Below are 13,619 nucleotides of genomic sequence, written 5' to 3'. Positions count from 1 at the left end.
GTCTTGGCGGGATTTACTGTTTTCGAACCAGTGAAATGAAGTGGCGCGGATGGAACTAGTGCAGGCGCTCATGGCAGGCGCGCGCGGGCGCAGGATGCTGTGGGAGTTCGCCACTGCCAGCGAAGAGAAGCTGCTACCGGCGTTCGGGGAGCATCCGCTGCATGCGGCGATGTTCTACGCCGCGTATCGCGTAGCGGTAGAACGCGGCGAAAGCGTTGGCCTGTTTGGCGCGGATGAATCCAGCATGCCCGAAACCAGTGTCCAGCAGATCGCCCGGCGCCTGGACGGCACCACTTTGGTTCCGGCCACCGCAGCGCTGCTGCAGCAAGCGCTGGTCCGCTCGGTCGACAGTGCCCGCTATTGGCAGGAACCGGATGGGGAAGACACCCTGCTGGCGTTGCCGGAACTGGCCGCGCCGCTTGAGCGCGTGGCCCGGCACCTGGCGGACAGCGGGCTCGCGGCCGTGTGGCTGGATCCCGTGGATCTGCGCAACCAATTCCAGGTCGAATTCGACCAGCATGACCCGCAGGGCAGGACGCAGGCTCCCGGCAGCAATGCCCTGGGCCTACTGCAGGAGTGGAGGGCCGGCATCCTGGCGACCGAAGCCCGCGATGCCGCCGAAATGAGCAGCACCCCGCTGGGCAGCTTCAGCGGGGAATGGTGGTCCAAGCCCAGCAGCCGCCTGCCCTCCACTACCGGTGTGTTCCCAGACCGGGAGCCAGTGGGCCTGAGCTGCGTGGAAGACGGTTTCGGATGGGAGCAAGCCAGCGTCAGGTTCACGAGCGTGCCTCCCGCAGCCAAGGTGCTGGAGATCGCCACGGCCGAGGACTGGATCCGGCTCTGCCGCGAGCACGGCATCGAGGTCACCGCGCACAAGCGCCACGACTGGTACCTGTCCACCGGGCGCGACGGCGCATGGAAGATCCCCGACTGGCTGGCCGTGGCGCGCGATTACGACGGGGTGCATCTGGGTATCGGCGCCTATCTGGCGCTCGCCGGGCAATGCCTCGACATCGATGATAAATACGCCAGCGTGATCGCCGGGTGGGACCCGGACCAGACGTTCTGGTTCACCGATGAGCTGCGGTGCTACGGGCCTGCACAGGAATGGATCTGCCTGGACGCCAACAACGAGGATGCACGGTGGGTGCCTTCCGGCGATGGCCCAAGTTCATGAGCCGTCACGGGCGCAGTAGCCAGCCCGGGTTTCTGGTGCAATGGGTTCCATGAGTGAAACGACAAACGATGGACTGGCCGCGGCTACCGAAGTCATCTTGCAGCTGCGCTGGTCGGACCAGGATGCCCTGGGACATGTGAACAATGCGCGCATCGTGACCCTGATGGAAGAAGCCCGCATCCGCTGGACGCGCGAGGACGGGACAACAGGCCGTTTCGAATTCGGCACCGTGGTGGCATCCATCCAGATCGACTACCTGCGCCCGCTGTACTACCAGCCCGAGATGCTCATCCGCATGGGCATCAGCCGGCTGGGCAACAAGTCCTTCACCGTGCGGGGCATCGGCTACCAGGACGGGCAGCCGGTATTCGACTCGACCACGGTCATGGTGCCGCTGGCAGCCGATGGCGTCTCGTCACGCCCGCTCAACGAGCTGGAGCGCAGCTGGCTCGGCAAATCGCTGATCCCAGCACGCAGCTAGGCTTCGGGTGCCGGTCCCTGGCCGTTGAGCAGCGCGGCCAGATCGCGCAGCTTCGCTTCGGAGTCCGAGCCCGGGTCGGTGGTGTAGATGAACAGGGTCTGGTCTGGTGCCCCGGTCACGTCCAAGGCCTCGTAGTTGACCTCCAGATAGCCCACCTGGGGATGGTTGAACCGCTTGATCCCGTCCCGCCGCTCGACCACCCGGTGATCGGCCCACCAGGTGCGGAATTCTTCGCTGTTCATGGACAGCTCTCCGACCAGCTGCGCGAGCAGCGGATCATGCGGATGGCGCCCGGCATCCAGGCGCAAGGTGCCGACCATCGAGGCGGCGATCTGCTCCCAGTCGGCGTAGCGCTGCCTGGCTTCGGGATCCAGAAAGGCCCAGCGGATCAGGCTGCGGTGGCGCACCGGCTTGGCGAGGAAGTCGGTGAGCAGGCTGGCGGCCAGCGCATTCATGCCCAGCACCTCGGTACGCCGTCCGCGGATGAAGGCCGGATGCCCGGTGAAGGAATCCAGCAGCTGATGCAATGAGGGGCGTACCCGCTGGATGCTGCTCGACGGGATGTTGCGCCCGGAACCGGAGACCGAGCGGGCCAGATTGAACAAATGCCCGGCCGCCGTCTCATCCAGTTCCAGGGCCTTGGCCAACGCGCCGAGCACGGATTCGGAAGGGCGCTTGTGCCGGCCCTGTTCCAGCCGGGTGTAGTAGTCGGTGCTCACGCCGGCCAGGACCGCAACCTCTTCGCGGCGCAGGCCAGGCACGCGTCGCCGGGGACCGCCATCGCCTGCCGGGCTGATCAGGGCCCGCCGTGCCTTGAGGAATTCGCCGAGCTCGGTATTGGAATTCATCCCTGCATTCCTTTCATCCGCGGGCCGCATCGCCCCGGTCTTATCCTAGCCCTGCGTGCAGTGGCAGCTAGCAGCCCGAACTATCCTAGGACTGCCATACCCCGGATCAATGCGCCACGTCCCACGGCCCCTGGAGCCGTGCAATGGTGGTGGACTATTAATGCCACTGCCACCATCGCCCAGGAGCGCACATGCCCAAACCCGCCGATAACCTGCCCACCCGCGAATCGGCTCCAGCAGCTGCGCGAGCACCACGCGAACCGCTGCTGGAGCGGGCCGCGCAACGGCCTGCCGGAATCCGCGACCTGCTGCGCGACGTGGGCGGGGTATATGCCAGCAATGGCGTGATCGGGCTGGTGTTCTCCGCCTCGGGCCCCATCGCGGTCACCCTTGCGGTGGGTGCCGCTGGCGGGCTGTCCCAGGCCGAGATGGCTTCCTGGGTCTGCGGGATCTTCCTCTCCGCCGGGTTGGCGACCATCGTGATGTCCCTGCTCTACCGCCAGCCGCTGGGATTCGCCTGGTCCATCCCCGGCACGGTGCTGCTGGGCCCTTCGCTGCAGCACCTGTCCTTCCCCGAAGTGGTCGGGGCGTTCTTCGTCTCCGGGGTATTGGTCCTGGCCTTGGGCGCTACCGGGGTGGTGCGCCGGATCATGGCGGCCATACCCATGCCGATTGTGATGGCCATGGTGGCCGCGGTTTTCTTGCGCTTCGGCACCGACATCGTCTCGTCCACCCAAGCCAACCCGGTGGTGGCCGGCCCCATGGTGCTGGTTTTCGTCCTGCTCGCTGCGGTGCCGGCGCTGGGCAGAAGAATTCCCCCGGTGCTGGGCACGCTGATCGCCGGGGTCATCGCGGTGGCCGCCAGCGGCCAGTTCGCGTTGGACGCAGCTGGCGGGCCCGTGCTGGCCACCCCGGTGTTCACCGCTCCGGAATTCAGCTGGGCTGCGCAGCTGGAACTGGTAGTGCCGTTGGCCATCACCGTGCTGATTGTGCAGAACGGCCAGGGTGTCGCGGTGCTGCGCTCTGCCGGGCACCGTCCCCCGGTCAATGCCTTTGCGCTGGCCTCGGGCGGGTTCTCGATCCTGAACGCATGCTTCGGTGCGGTGTCCGCCTGCGTCACCGGGCCAACCAACGCGTTGCTCACATCATCTGGCGAAAAGCACCGCCAGTACACCGCAGCGGTGGTCTATGGCCTCCTGTCCCTGCTCTTCGCCCTGTTCGCTCCAACGCTGACGCGTTTCATGCTGGCCACCCCAGAGGCTTTCGTGCTGGCCTTGGGAGGCATCGCCATGCTCAAGGCCCTGCAGCAGGCCTTTGTGACGGCCTTCGCCACCAAATTCACCCTGGGCGCCCTCGTGACGTTCGTGGTAACCATTTCCGGCCTGGACCTGTTCAACATCCATGCCGCCTTCTGGGGCATCCTCATCGGATATGGCGCCTCCCGGCTCATGGAACGCACGGACCATTCGACCGCTTCCCGGCACTAGCGGCAACGGCCCGCACCCTGGCCAGCTGGCAGTTCGTGCCGAGCCTGCGAGCTGGCCTAAGCTGGCGGTAGCTTACATCGATCTTTTCGGACAGGACGGGCATGGCCACGGGCAGCATGTATCGGGTGGGAATACTGGGCCACGGGGCGATCGGCTCCGTGGTGGCGGAGCAACTGGCAGCCGGGACGGTGCACGGTGCCCAGCTCGAAGGGGTGATCCTGCGCCGTCCGCAAACCGGGCTGGAGCATGAGCAGCTGAGCTGGGAGTCGGCCCTGGAGCGCTGCGACCTGGTGGTCGAATGCGCGGGCCAGCAAGCCCTGCGCGAGAATGCGGTGCGCATCCTGGCCTGTGGGGTTGACCTGCTGGCCAGTTCCATGGGAGCGCTGGCTGACCCGGAGTTCGCCGCGCAAGTGCAGGCCGCCGGACCTGGACGCTTTTCCAGCACTGCCGGGGCCATCGGCGGATTGGACCTGCTGGGCGCGGCTGCCCGGATGGGCGGCATCGACCAGGTGCTGGTGACGACGCGCAAGCTGCCGGCCACCTTGGTGCAGCCGTGGATGGATGCGCAGCGGCGCGGTGAATTGGAGCAGGCCGCCGGACCGGTAGAGGTATTTCGCGGTCCAGCCGCGGCAGCGGCCCAGGACTTCCCGAAGTCATTGAATGTGGCCGCGGCGGTGGCGTTGGCTGTGGGGGATTGGGATGCGGTGACAGCCAGATTGATCGCCGACCCGGAGGCAGGCCTGACCGAGCACCGAGTCGAGGCGCGCGGCCCAGCCGGCGAATACAGCTTCTCGATCAAGAACCACCCCTCGCCACGCAACCCGCGCACCAGCGGCATCGTCCCGTGGGCTCTGCTGCACTCGATCCGGCAAGCCGCGGCGGCGCGCCGCTAGCGGCGCGGTGCCACCGCTAGTGGCCTTCGGCTGCCGCATACTCCTCCAGCACCTTCTTGCCGACCTTGAACGCCACGTTCGCCGCCGGAACGGAACAGTAGATGGCGCACTGCAAGAAGACTTCCTTGATTTCTTCGGGAGCCATGCCATTGCGCAGGGCCGCGTGCACATGCATTTCCAGTTCTTCCCAGTAGCCGCCGGCGATCATTGCGGTCAGCGTGATGGCGCTGCGGGTAGTGCGCGGCAGGCCGTCGCGGGTCCAGATGGTGCCCCATGCGTAGCGGGTGATCATTTCCTGGAATTCGTCGGTGAACTCATTCGAGTTCCTGGTGGAACGCTCAACGTGCTCGTTGCCCAGCACCTGGCGGCGTACCTCCATGCCAGCATCATAGGTATCGCCGGGAAGGCGCGGTGAATCAGCCATTTCTGCAAGTCCTCGCTTCTAGTTGGCCAGCAAGAACTCGGCCAGCAAGGCCGCGGTCTCTTCGGGTGCTTCGGCCGGGGCCAGGTGGGCGGCCGAATCGATGACCGCCATGGTTCCGCGGGGTGCATTTTCGGCGATGAACTCCGCGTCTGCCGGAGGGCACACCTGGTCCTGTGCGCCGTTGATGGCAATGATCGGGTCGCTGGTTGAAGCCAGCTGCCCGCGCACGTCGAATCCTGCCAAGGCGCCGCAGGCGTGGGCGTAGGCGAAGCGGTCAGCGTTCTGCAGGCTGTGCAGCAGCTCGGTGCTGATCACCGGCTCCTTCTCGATGAATCCCGGTGCGAACCAGCGCTCGGCAGAACCGGCGACCATGGTCGGGGTGCCGGCCTTGGCGACCAGCTCGGCACGGTCGGTCCACCCGTCGGGGGTGCCGATCTTCGCCGCAGAGCAGATGGAGGACAACGCGTCGAAGAAGCCGGCGTGGTCCACGGCCAGCTGCAGGGCGGTGGCCCCGCCGACCGACACTCCGGCGTAGTACAGCTTGCTGCCCTCGGAGATGACGCCGTCGGCACGCAGCGCCTCGACGGCCTTGGTGACGCCGGTAGCCAGTTCGGCCAGCGAGAAGGCTTCGGTGGACGGCTTGCTTTCGCCGTGCCCCGGCAGGTCCCAGGCGATGACCTGGAACTTGTCCTTGAGGTAAGGCAAGGCCGGAGCCCACAGCGGCAGGGCCGCAGTGCCCAGCGAGGGGCCGACGATGAGGGTGGGAAGTGCCTTGTCGGTGTGCAGCAAGGAGGGGGTTAGTTGCGGGACTGCCATGATTCCTTCCGTGCCGAGTAATCGGCGAGTACGGTTTCGGTGAAGCGATCCGCGGCACCGAGGTAGCCAGCTGGATCAAATAATTCGTAGAGGTCCTGGTCGTTCAAGTCATGCACGGAGATTTCCAGGCGCAGCAGATCGCGCAGGGAAATGCCCTCGTCGAGGCTGCGGCGCACCAATGCCTGGATGGCCGGTTTTCCGCCGACCACCAGATCAGCCAGGGCGGCAGCGAGACGTTCGGAGAGCACGGCATCTCCGCCCAGGGCGAGGTTCCGCTCGATGGCAGCGCGATCCACTCCCAGGCCGTTGGCCAGGAACGAAGCGTGGAATGCCGCCCCTGATGCCAGCCGGGCCAGTTCGCGCAGGGCACTCCATTCGGCGTGCCAGCCGCCATCGGGGCGTTCATCCACCGCGGTGCCGGCAGCAGTGAACAGGGTGGAGAGCAATCCGGGGGCGCTGAATGCCGCATTGCGCAGCAGTACCGAGCGCACCGGGTTCTGCTTCTGCGGCATGGCCGAGGAGCCGCCCTTGCCGGCCTCGCGAGGTTCGGACAGCTCGCCGATTTCCGGACGGGAGGCGGTGAGCACATCAGCGCCCAGGGTCCCCAGCGCGGCAATGGCCGCACCCAGTGCGGAGCCAAGCTGGAGAATCGGCATGCGGTTGGTGTGCCAGGGCGTTCCCGGATCCTCCAGGCCCAGCAGGGCCGCCAGATCCGAGGACAGCGACTGGCTTGTGGCCGTTGTCTCCGGCTGGCCGGAGAGCAGCTGCTCCAGGGAGGCGAGCGTGCCCACCGCACCGCCCCATTGCAAGCGCAGCTGCCGCGCCGCGGCATCCAGCTGCTGCTCGGCATCCAGCACGGCCGAGAGCCAGCTGGCCGCTTTCCAGCCCAATGTGGTGGGCAGCGCATGCTGGGTCAGCGAGCGGGCAATGCACACGGTCCCGCGGTGGGCCTGCGCCAGGGCAGCCAACCCGCCAGCGGTGCTGCGCAGATCTGCCAGCGTGAGCGTGAGCGTCTTGGACAGGACCAGCATCAGCGCTGTGTCGATGATGTCCTGGCTGGTGGCACCGCGGTGCAACGCGGTGCCCGCAGTTGCCGCGGCCCCGTCGTGCTTGAGCAGGTCGCGCATCATGCCCAGCAGCGGGATGAGCGCATTGGCCCCATCCGGTGTTCTGGAGGCCAGCAAGGCCAGGTCGTAGCGGTCCGCGCGGGCCACCTCGCGCACGGCCTGCGCATCCTGGACGCTGCACAGGCCGGCATCCGCCTGGACCTGCACCCATCCGGCTTCGGCATCCAGCATGGCTTGGACGAAAGACGCATCGCTGGCCAAGGCCGCGGCCGCAGTTCCTGCCCAGGCGGGGGCCAGCACGCCGTAGTCTGCGCCATCCATTCGGTGCCTCGATTCTTAGCTGTTGAGCGTATAAGCCGTCTATCTAGAACTGTAGTGCCCGGCAACGGGCAACACCCCGCCGGGCGCTCCAACGCCCGTAACAGTGCGGGCACTGGGGCAATCCAGCGGGGTGTCGCGGTGGCAACTAGCTCTCGCGCGGGTAGGAGAGGAACACCGTTTCGTTCTCGCCTTGCAGGCGGATATCAAAGCGCAGCGAGCCGTCGTCTTCGCGAGCAGCAATCAGCGTTGCGCGTTCTGCTTCGCCCAGCGATGACAGCAACGGGTCGCTAGCCAGCGCGTCGGTGTCCTCCGGCAGGTAGATGCGGGTGAACAGGCGATTGAGCAGGCCGCGGGCAAAAACCGCGAGCATGATGAACGGGGCCTTGCCCTCTTCGGTAGCGCCCGGGTTCACGGTGGTGAAGGTGTAGTGCCCGGCGTTATCCACCGCCACCCGTCCCCACCCGGTGAAGGTGTAGTCGTCGCGGACCAGCGAGCCATCGCGGGAAACGACATTGCCGTTCTCGTCGGCCTGCCAGATTTCCAGCAGGGCGTCCGGAATGGCCTCGCCGTTACCGTCATAGACCATCCCGTGCAGGCGCACCGAGCGGGGATGGGCCTGGCTGGCCAGCTCATTGCCTTTCTCATATGGCAATGCGTAGCCGTAGAACGGGCCGATGGTCTGCCCCGGTGTGGGGGCCAGCTTCAGTTCTGGTGCCTGAGCCATGCTAGTGGTCTCCCTCTTCATCTTCCATCCAGGTGCGGTTGGAGCCGGTGAGTACGATGTCCCAGTTGTAGCCGGTAGCCCATTCATGGGACGTCAGCGAATGGTCGTAGCTGGCGACCAGGCGGTCGCGCGCTTCCTTGTCGGTGATCGCCTGGTAGATCGGGTCGAGGCTGAACAGCGGGTCGCCCGGGAAGTACATCTGGGTAATCATGCGCTGGGTGAAGTCGGTGCCGAACAGCGAGAAGTGGATGTGCGCCGGGCGCCAGGCGTTGTGGTGGTTCTTCCACGGGTAGGGTGCCGGCTTGATGGTGGTGAAGGAGTATTCGCCGTTCGGGCCGGTGTTGGCGCGTCCCACGCCGGTGAAGTTCGGATCGATCGGGGCCGGATGCTGGTCGCGCTTGTGGATGTAGCGTCCGGCGGCATTGGCCTGCCAGATTTCCACCAGCTGCCCGGCCACCGGGCGGCCGTCGCCATCGAGCACGCGGCCGGCGACCACGATGCGCTCGCCGATCGGCTCGCCGTTGTGCTGGATGGTCAGATCCGATTCCAGCGCGTGCACGTCGCGCTGGCCGAAGGCCGGGGAGTGCAGCTCAATGGTTTCCGGGTCCACATGGCGCAGGTTCTTGGTCGGGTGGCGCAGCAGCGAGGAACGGTAGGGCGCGAAGTCGATGCGCGGCTGGCTCTCGGCTTTCTTGCCCTCGACCACCGACTGGCGGTAGGCCGCATGGATATCGGCGATTTCCTGGCTGATGGATTCTTGCGAGAGCGTCGTGGCTGCGGGATCCAGCACGGGGGAATCGCTGAACGACTCGTTAGCTGTGGTTTCGGTGCTCACTGCGTGCTCCTTTCGAAGGGGGCGTACGGGCGTGGTGGAGGAAATGCTTGGCAAGGGCGAAGGCTAAGCGTGGGGCCAGCCGGTGTAGGACTCGGCCAGGTACTGCTGGCCGAAGCGCGAGGAGGTGACCGTTTCCAGTTCGCCCAGGGCGCGCTTGGCCATGAAAGGGTCCCCGCCTACCGGGGTGTGCAGCATGGAGGTCATCCAGTAGGAGAAGTTCTGCGCCTTCCAGACCCGCTTCAACGCCAGGTCCGAATAGCCGTCCAGCAGCTGTTCGCTGCCGGTGGAGAAGAAGGAATCCAGGGCCTCGAAGAGCACCTTCACATCGGCGAAGGCCAGGTTCAGGCCCTTGGCTCCGGTGGGCGGGACGGTGTGCCCGGCATCGCCGATCAGGAACATCCGCCCGTGGGAGAGGGGTTCGCGCACGAAGGAGCGGAAGCCCAGCACGGTCTTGTCGAAGATCTCGCCGGTTTTCAGCTGGAAATTATCCGGCCCGTCCACGCGCTTTTGCAGCTCGGCCCAGATGCGGTCGTCGCTCCAGGCATTCACGTCTTCGTTCGGGTCGCATTGGAAGTACATGCGCTGCACTGTTTCGCTGCGCTGGGAGATCAGCGCGAAGCCGTGCGGGGAGTTCGCATAGACCAGTTCCGGCGCGGACTTCGGCGCCTCGGTGAGGATGCCGAACCAGGCGAAGGGGTAGGCGACCTTGAAATCCTTGCGCAGCGTTTCGGGCATCTGGCGGCGGGCGAAGGAGCGCGAGCCGTCGGCGCCGACGATCACATCGGCGTGCACCTCGAAGAGGTTGCCCTGCTCATCGGTGAAGCGGAACTTCGGGGTGGAGGTCTCCATATCCAGGATCTCGGTGACTTCGCAGGAGTAGCGCACATCGCCCTGGTCGCGCTGGCGCGCCGCGGCCAGGTCAACGAAGACCTCGTTCTGCGCGTACAGGGTGACGGTGGCGTCGACCAGATCGCGGAAGTCCAGCGGGTGGGATTGACCGTTGAAGCGCAGGTCGATGCCGGCGTGCTCGTCGCCGTGGGTACGCACCCGTCCTTGCACGCCGGACTCGGTGAGCATCTTGACAGCCTGGGCTTCGAGGATGCCCGCGCGGTGGGTGTTGCGGATGGTCTCGTGGTCGCGCCTTTCCACGACGATGTTCTCAATGCCGGATGCGGCCAGCAGGTGGGAGAGCATGAGCCCTGCTGGACCGCCGCCGATGATGCCGACCTTGGTCTTGAGAATGCGCGGATTCTGAGCCATGGGACCTGCCTCGTTAGCGTCTGGACCAGAAGCCGCACTGCCGGCTGCGTTGCCGGACCGATGCATCTGGTCTAAGGAAGTAATATGAACTTCCCTCATGATGCGGCGCATGTGATCGGGCAGACAGCCGGGTTCTCAATGAATGAGAATAATTGGTTGCGCACCTATGCCGCACCGGCCAAGTGCAACAGGGCGCTGGCTTTGCTATTTCCGGTCGCTAGATGTTGTCGATGCGCAGTGCGCGAGCGATGCCCCGGGCTGCGGTGCGTAGCGCCAGGGCTGCGGACTGCAGTGTTCCGGAGTCGCGGGGAACAACCACCGAGATTACGGCAACCTGATAGCCCGCCTCGTCGAGGATCGGGGCGGCGGCACCGGTGGTTTCCGGGTCGATGAATCCGTCGAACGAGGCGAATCCGTTGCGTCGGATTTCCGCCATTTCTGCGCGGAGTTCAGGATGGGTGGCGGTCATCAGTTCGTGGTGGCGTTCCAGGAACCCGTGAATGGTTTCCGGCCGTGAAAAGGCCAAAAGTGCCATGCCCATCGAGGTTCGGTGCACAGGCATGCGTCCGGCGACATTCGCCTGATTGACAACGGAGCCCGGCCGCGAGAGACGCTCGATGATCAGCACCTCGTCCTGGTGCAGTACCGAGAGCTGGGTATTTTGCCCCAGCAGCTGGTTGATGTCCTCCATGAACGGCAATGCCGCGGTGCGAAGGTCCTGGGTGGCAGCGCTTCGATTGGCTAATTCCCAAAGGCGCAAACCCAGCCGCACCTGGCCAGACCCGTCTCGCGCCAGCAAGTCATGGGATACCAATTCATCGAGCAACCTGTACATGGTTGCTTTGGGGATGTCGGCACGCCGGGCCAGGCTGCTGACGCTGAGCGACTGATTGTTGAGATCAAAAGAATTCAGGATCCGAACCAAGCGGTCCAGCATAGAGTCCCCACTGGGCGAATTGGCCATGGAACTATTTTAGGGCAGTGGCTGCTTCGCTTCTCCTGCATCCAGGTGAGCGGCTCTGCGCTTTAGTGCAAGCAGGGTTCGCAATCGCGTCGAATTTCCCTTGTTCATCCAGAGTTAACATCGAATTTTTCCAGCGATTCACATTGAAAAGCGTAGCCAAAACATTATTTGAATAGTGGTCGTATTATCGAAATGCTTGATGTAATGTCGTTTTCGAACGCGGAAAAAACTCCAAGAAGGTGGCGGCAATGGTTCGAAATCATCAAGTGAAGCTTGCAGCTTTGATGGCTGCATTGACGCTGGCAGCCAGCGGTTGCGTCAGTGCATCCCAGGGAGGAGCCGGCGATCCTTCTGCTGGCACCGTGTCGCCCACGCCGAGCTCCCCGGAGCAAAATGCCGAAGTTCCGCAGCGCCCGGCGGTCCTCAGCGAGAAAACCGAGGAAGGGCTGCAAGGTGCCATGGAGTACTGGGTACAGCTGCTGAATTATGCGGTGGCGAGCGGTGACACCGCCGCACTCAAGGGCTTCTCGGCAGCGGACTGCACCTTGTGCCAGGAGCTAATCGCCCAGACCGACCAGGCCTATGCCAATGGCGGAAGCGTTGACGAAGGCGAATTCAGGGTTATTGAAACCATGAGCACCCTGGACAAGTATCAAGCATCGCCGGGCGAGCCCAAGGTTGTGTTTGCCAGCTTTGGAATAGAGCGAGCCGCTGGCCAAGTCCTCGGTGCAGATGGAAAGGCGACCAGCGAAATTGAGCCGGTTTCCTGCATGGATTTTGAAGAAAATTGGGATGAGATCGCTTATGACGAGGATGGAAACTTCATTGGATCCATTTGCTCGCTAGCTGTGCAGGATCCGGCGTTCGACGAGTCTTCCGGATGGCAGCCGCTAAATGTCGCGATTAACGCGCAATAGCAATATGTGACTTGGAAAGTGCCCTGGCTGCTTCGGCAGCCGGGGCCTTTTGTGTGCGGGGAACCGGGTGGACCGCGAGGGAAATCTATTGAAGCTACGGGCATCAAATGCTAAAGTTCATTCTACGAACACAAGTTCACGATGTGAACATACCGCAGCGATGGAGCAGTGAGACGATGCAGCAGGCCTACCTATACGACGCAATCCGCACCCCCTTCGGCAAGATCGGCGGCGCGCTGTCCAGCCACCGCCCCGATGACCTGGCCGCCCACGTGGTGCGCGAGCTGGTCGCCCGGGCGCCGCAGCTGGATGTCGCGGATATCGACGAGTCGATCTTCGGCAACGCCAACGGCGCCGGCGAGGAAAACCGCAACGTGGCCCGCATGGCCACCCTGCTCGCCGGGTTGCCGACCTCGCTGCCGGGCACCACGATGAACCGCCTGTGCGGCTCCTCGCTGGATGCCTCGATCGCCGCCGGGCGCCAGATCGCCACCGGCGACGCGGACCTGGTCCTGGTTGGCGGCGTCGAATCGATGAGCCGTGCTCCATGGGTGCTTCCCAAGACCGAGCGTCCTTTCCCGATGAGCAATCTGGAACTGGCCAACACCACCCTGGGCTGGCGCCTGGTCAACCCGGCCATGCCGGGGGAATGGACGGTATCGCTGGGCGAGGCCACCGAGCAGCTGCGCGAGAAGCACGGCATCTCCCGCGAAGACCAGGATGAATTCTCCGCGGCATCGCACCAGCAGGCCGCGGCCGCCTGGGAGGCCGGAAAGTACGACAACTTGGTAGTTCCGGTTCCGCCGGCGAACAAGCGCGGCACCGAAGTCACCCGCGACGAAACCATCCGTGCCGATTCCACTGCCCAGACCCTCTCCAAGCTGCGCACCGTGTTCCGCACCGGGGAGAATGCCACGGTGACCGCGGGCAACGCCTCGCCGATGAGCGACGGCGCCTCGGCGGCCTTCATCGGCTCCGAGCGCGGCGGCGAATTGCTGGGCGCCGCCCCGATCGCCCGCATCGTCTCCAACGGCGCTGCCGCACTGGATCCGCAGTTCTTCGGCTTCGCCCCGGTGGAAGCCGCCAACAAGGCTCTGGCCAAGGCCGGCCTGAAGTGGTCGGATATCGCCGCGGTCGAGCTGAACGAGGCATTCGCGGCCCAGTCCCTGGCCTGTATCCGGGCCTGGGACATCGACCCGGCTATCGTCAATGCCTGGGGCGGGGCCATCTCCATCGGCCACCCGCTGGGAGCCTCGGGCCTGCGCATCCTGGGCACCGTCGCCCGCCGCCTGGCAGAATCCGGCGAGCGCTACGGGCTCGCCGCGATCTGCATCGGCGTCGGCCAGGGCCTGGCTGTCGTCGTCGAAAACGTGAACGCAACCAAGTAGCTTATAGAAAGGCAGCA

General features: G+C 65.0%; 14 protein-coding genes. 6 read left to right on the top strand and 8 right to left on the bottom strand.

Annotated elements, in window-relative coordinates; translation table 11 throughout:
- The first annotated feature begins 49 nt into the window (after window positions 1-49).
- Together AC1Z36_RS00735 and AC1Z36_RS00730 are read left to right on the top strand one after the other, a co-directional pair.
- Entirely contained in the window at window positions 50-1,177 is a 1,128-nt protein-coding gene (locus tag AC1Z36_RS00735) for a hypothetical protein (RefSeq protein ID WP_402741779.1), read from the top strand.
- Window positions 1,178-1,226: 49 nt separating this feature from the next.
- Window positions 1,227-1,658: an acyl-CoA thioesterase gene (locus AC1Z36_RS00730; RefSeq protein ID WP_388024474.1), complete on the top strand. Its 432-nt coding sequence runs from the start codon at window positions 1,227-1,229 to the stop codon at window positions 1,656-1,658.
- Here the strand turns inward: AC1Z36_RS00730 and AC1Z36_RS00725 are convergent.
- The gene (locus AC1Z36_RS00725; RefSeq protein WP_483561564.1) at window positions 1,655-2,506 is read right to left on the bottom strand and encodes a helix-turn-helix transcriptional regulator; all 852 of its coding nucleotides are present in this window, start codon (window positions 2,504-2,506) and stop codon (window positions 1,655-1,657) included. The two genes, AC1Z36_RS00730 and AC1Z36_RS00725, sit on opposite strands and share 4 nt — an antisense overlap.
- 191 nt (window positions 2,507-2,697) lie before the next feature.
- On the opposite strand from AC1Z36_RS00725, the gene AC1Z36_RS00720 reads away from it, so the two are divergent.
- Window positions 2,698-3,993 carry a benzoate/H(+) symporter BenE family transporter gene (locus tag AC1Z36_RS00720; RefSeq protein WP_105658573.1) on the top strand — a complete coding sequence of 432 codons (1,296 nt, stop codon included), beginning with the start codon at window positions 2,698-2,700 and terminating at the stop codon, window positions 3,991-3,993.
- Between the two features lie 101 nt (window positions 3,994-4,094).
- Window positions 4,095-4,886: an aspartate dehydrogenase domain-containing protein gene (locus tag AC1Z36_RS00715; protein WP_105658572.1), complete on the top strand. Its 792-nt coding sequence runs from the start codon at window positions 4,095-4,097 to the stop codon at window positions 4,884-4,886.
- Window positions 4,887-4,902: 16 nt separating this feature from the next.
- On the opposite strand, the gene pcaC is transcribed toward AC1Z36_RS00715, so the two are convergent.
- From pcaC to AC1Z36_RS00680, 7 genes are all read right to left on the bottom strand, one after another.
- The gene (pcaC, locus tag AC1Z36_RS00710; RefSeq protein ID WP_105658571.1) at window positions 4,903-5,310 is read right to left on the bottom strand and encodes a 4-carboxymuconolactone decarboxylase; all 408 of its coding nucleotides are present in this window, start codon (window positions 5,308-5,310) and stop codon (window positions 4,903-4,905) included.
- An 18-nt stretch (window positions 5,311-5,328) separates the two neighbouring features.
- Window positions 5,329-6,126, bottom strand: a complete 798-nt coding sequence (locus AC1Z36_RS00705) for an alpha/beta fold hydrolase (RefSeq protein WP_166650807.1) — start codon at window positions 6,124-6,126, stop codon at window positions 5,329-5,331.
- On the bottom strand, window positions 6,108-7,514 hold the full coding sequence (locus AC1Z36_RS00700; protein WP_105658570.1) for a lyase family protein: 1,407 nt from the start codon (window positions 7,512-7,514) through the stop codon (window positions 6,108-6,110). The genes AC1Z36_RS00705 and AC1Z36_RS00700 overlap by 19 nt, the downstream gene beginning before the upstream one ends.
- A 145-nt stretch (window positions 7,515-7,659) precedes the next feature.
- Window positions 7,660-8,238: a protocatechuate 3,4-dioxygenase subunit alpha gene (gene pcaG, locus AC1Z36_RS00695; protein WP_402741780.1), complete on the bottom strand. Its 579-nt coding sequence runs from the start codon at window positions 8,236-8,238 to the stop codon at window positions 7,660-7,662.
- A gap of 1 nt (window position 8,239) precedes the next feature.
- Window positions 8,240-9,073 (bottom strand): protocatechuate 3,4-dioxygenase subunit beta, encoded by an 834-nt coding sequence (gene pcaH / locus AC1Z36_RS00690; protein ID WP_483561563.1) that lies wholly within the window; start codon window positions 9,071-9,073, stop codon window positions 8,240-8,242.
- 63 nt (window positions 9,074-9,136) lie between these two features.
- Window positions 9,137-10,333 carry a 4-hydroxybenzoate 3-monooxygenase gene (locus AC1Z36_RS00685; protein WP_105658567.1) on the bottom strand — a complete coding sequence of 399 codons (1,197 nt, stop codon included), beginning with the start codon at window positions 10,331-10,333 and terminating at the stop codon, window positions 9,137-9,139.
- Window positions 10,334-10,550: 217 nt separating this feature from the next.
- Window positions 10,551-11,297 (bottom strand): IclR family transcriptional regulator, encoded by a 747-nt coding sequence (locus AC1Z36_RS00680; protein ID WP_105658566.1) that lies wholly within the window; start codon window positions 11,295-11,297, stop codon window positions 10,551-10,553.
- A 266-nt stretch (window positions 11,298-11,563) separates the two neighbouring features.
- Between AC1Z36_RS00680 and AC1Z36_RS00675 the strand changes: the two genes are divergently transcribed.
- Together AC1Z36_RS00675 and AC1Z36_RS00670 are read left to right on the top strand one after the other, a co-directional pair.
- Complete coding sequence (locus AC1Z36_RS00675) at window positions 11,564-12,214, top strand: DUF6318 family protein (protein WP_105658565.1); 651 nt, start codon at window positions 11,564-11,566, stop codon at window positions 12,212-12,214.
- A 176-nt stretch (window positions 12,215-12,390) separates the two neighbouring features.
- Complete coding sequence (locus AC1Z36_RS00670; protein ID WP_105658564.1) at window positions 12,391-13,602, top strand: thiolase family protein; 1,212 nt, start codon at window positions 12,391-12,393, stop codon at window positions 13,600-13,602.
- Window positions 13,603-13,619: the final 17 nt, after the last annotated feature.

This window comes from Glutamicibacter sp. BS14 (assembly GCF_056934375.1).
Note: the sequence above shows the minus strand (reverse complement) of the source record. Positions and strands in the feature narration are given on the sequence as shown.

Excerpts from the sequence above, each read along its gene's own strand:
- AC1Z36_RS00705 (WP_166650807.1), bottom strand. The coding sequence starts at position 6,126 with ATGGCAGTCCCGCAACTAACCCCCTCCTTGCTGCACACCGACAAGGCA.
- AC1Z36_RS00735 (WP_402741779.1), top strand. The coding sequence starts at position 50 with ATGGAACTAGTGCAGGCGCTCATGGCAGGCGCGCGCGGGCGCAGGATG.
- AC1Z36_RS00720 (WP_105658573.1), top strand. The coding sequence starts at position 2,698 with ATGCCCAAACCCGCCGATAACCTGCCCACCCGCGAATCGGCTCCAGCA.
- AC1Z36_RS00680 (WP_105658566.1), bottom strand. The coding sequence starts at position 11,297 with ATGGCCAATTCGCCCAGTGGGGACTCTATGCTGGACCGCTTGGTTCGG.
- pcaC (WP_105658571.1), bottom strand. The coding sequence starts at position 5,310 with ATGGCTGATTCACCGCGCCTTCCCGGCGATACCTATGATGCTGGCATG.
- pcaG (WP_402741780.1), bottom strand. The coding sequence starts at position 8,238 with ATGGCTCAGGCACCAGAACTGAAGCTGGCCCCCACACCGGGGCAGACC.
- AC1Z36_RS00725 (WP_483561564.1), bottom strand. The coding sequence starts at position 2,506 with ATGAATTCCAATACCGAGCTCGGCGAATTCCTCAAGGCACGGCGGGCC.
- AC1Z36_RS00715 (WP_105658572.1), top strand. The coding sequence starts at position 4,095 with ATGGCCACGGGCAGCATGTATCGGGTGGGAATACTGGGCCACGGGGCG.
- AC1Z36_RS00730 (WP_388024474.1), top strand. The coding sequence starts at position 1,227 with ATGAGTGAAACGACAAACGATGGACTGGCCGCGGCTACCGAAGTCATC.
- AC1Z36_RS00685 (WP_105658567.1), bottom strand. The coding sequence starts at position 10,333 with ATGGCTCAGAATCCGCGCATTCTCAAGACCAAGGTCGGCATCATCGGC.
- AC1Z36_RS00700 (WP_105658570.1), bottom strand. The coding sequence starts at position 7,514 with ATGGATGGCGCAGACTACGGCGTGCTGGCCCCCGCCTGGGCAGGAACT.
- AC1Z36_RS00670 (WP_105658564.1), top strand. The coding sequence starts at position 12,391 with ATGCAGCAGGCCTACCTATACGACGCAATCCGCACCCCCTTCGGCAAG.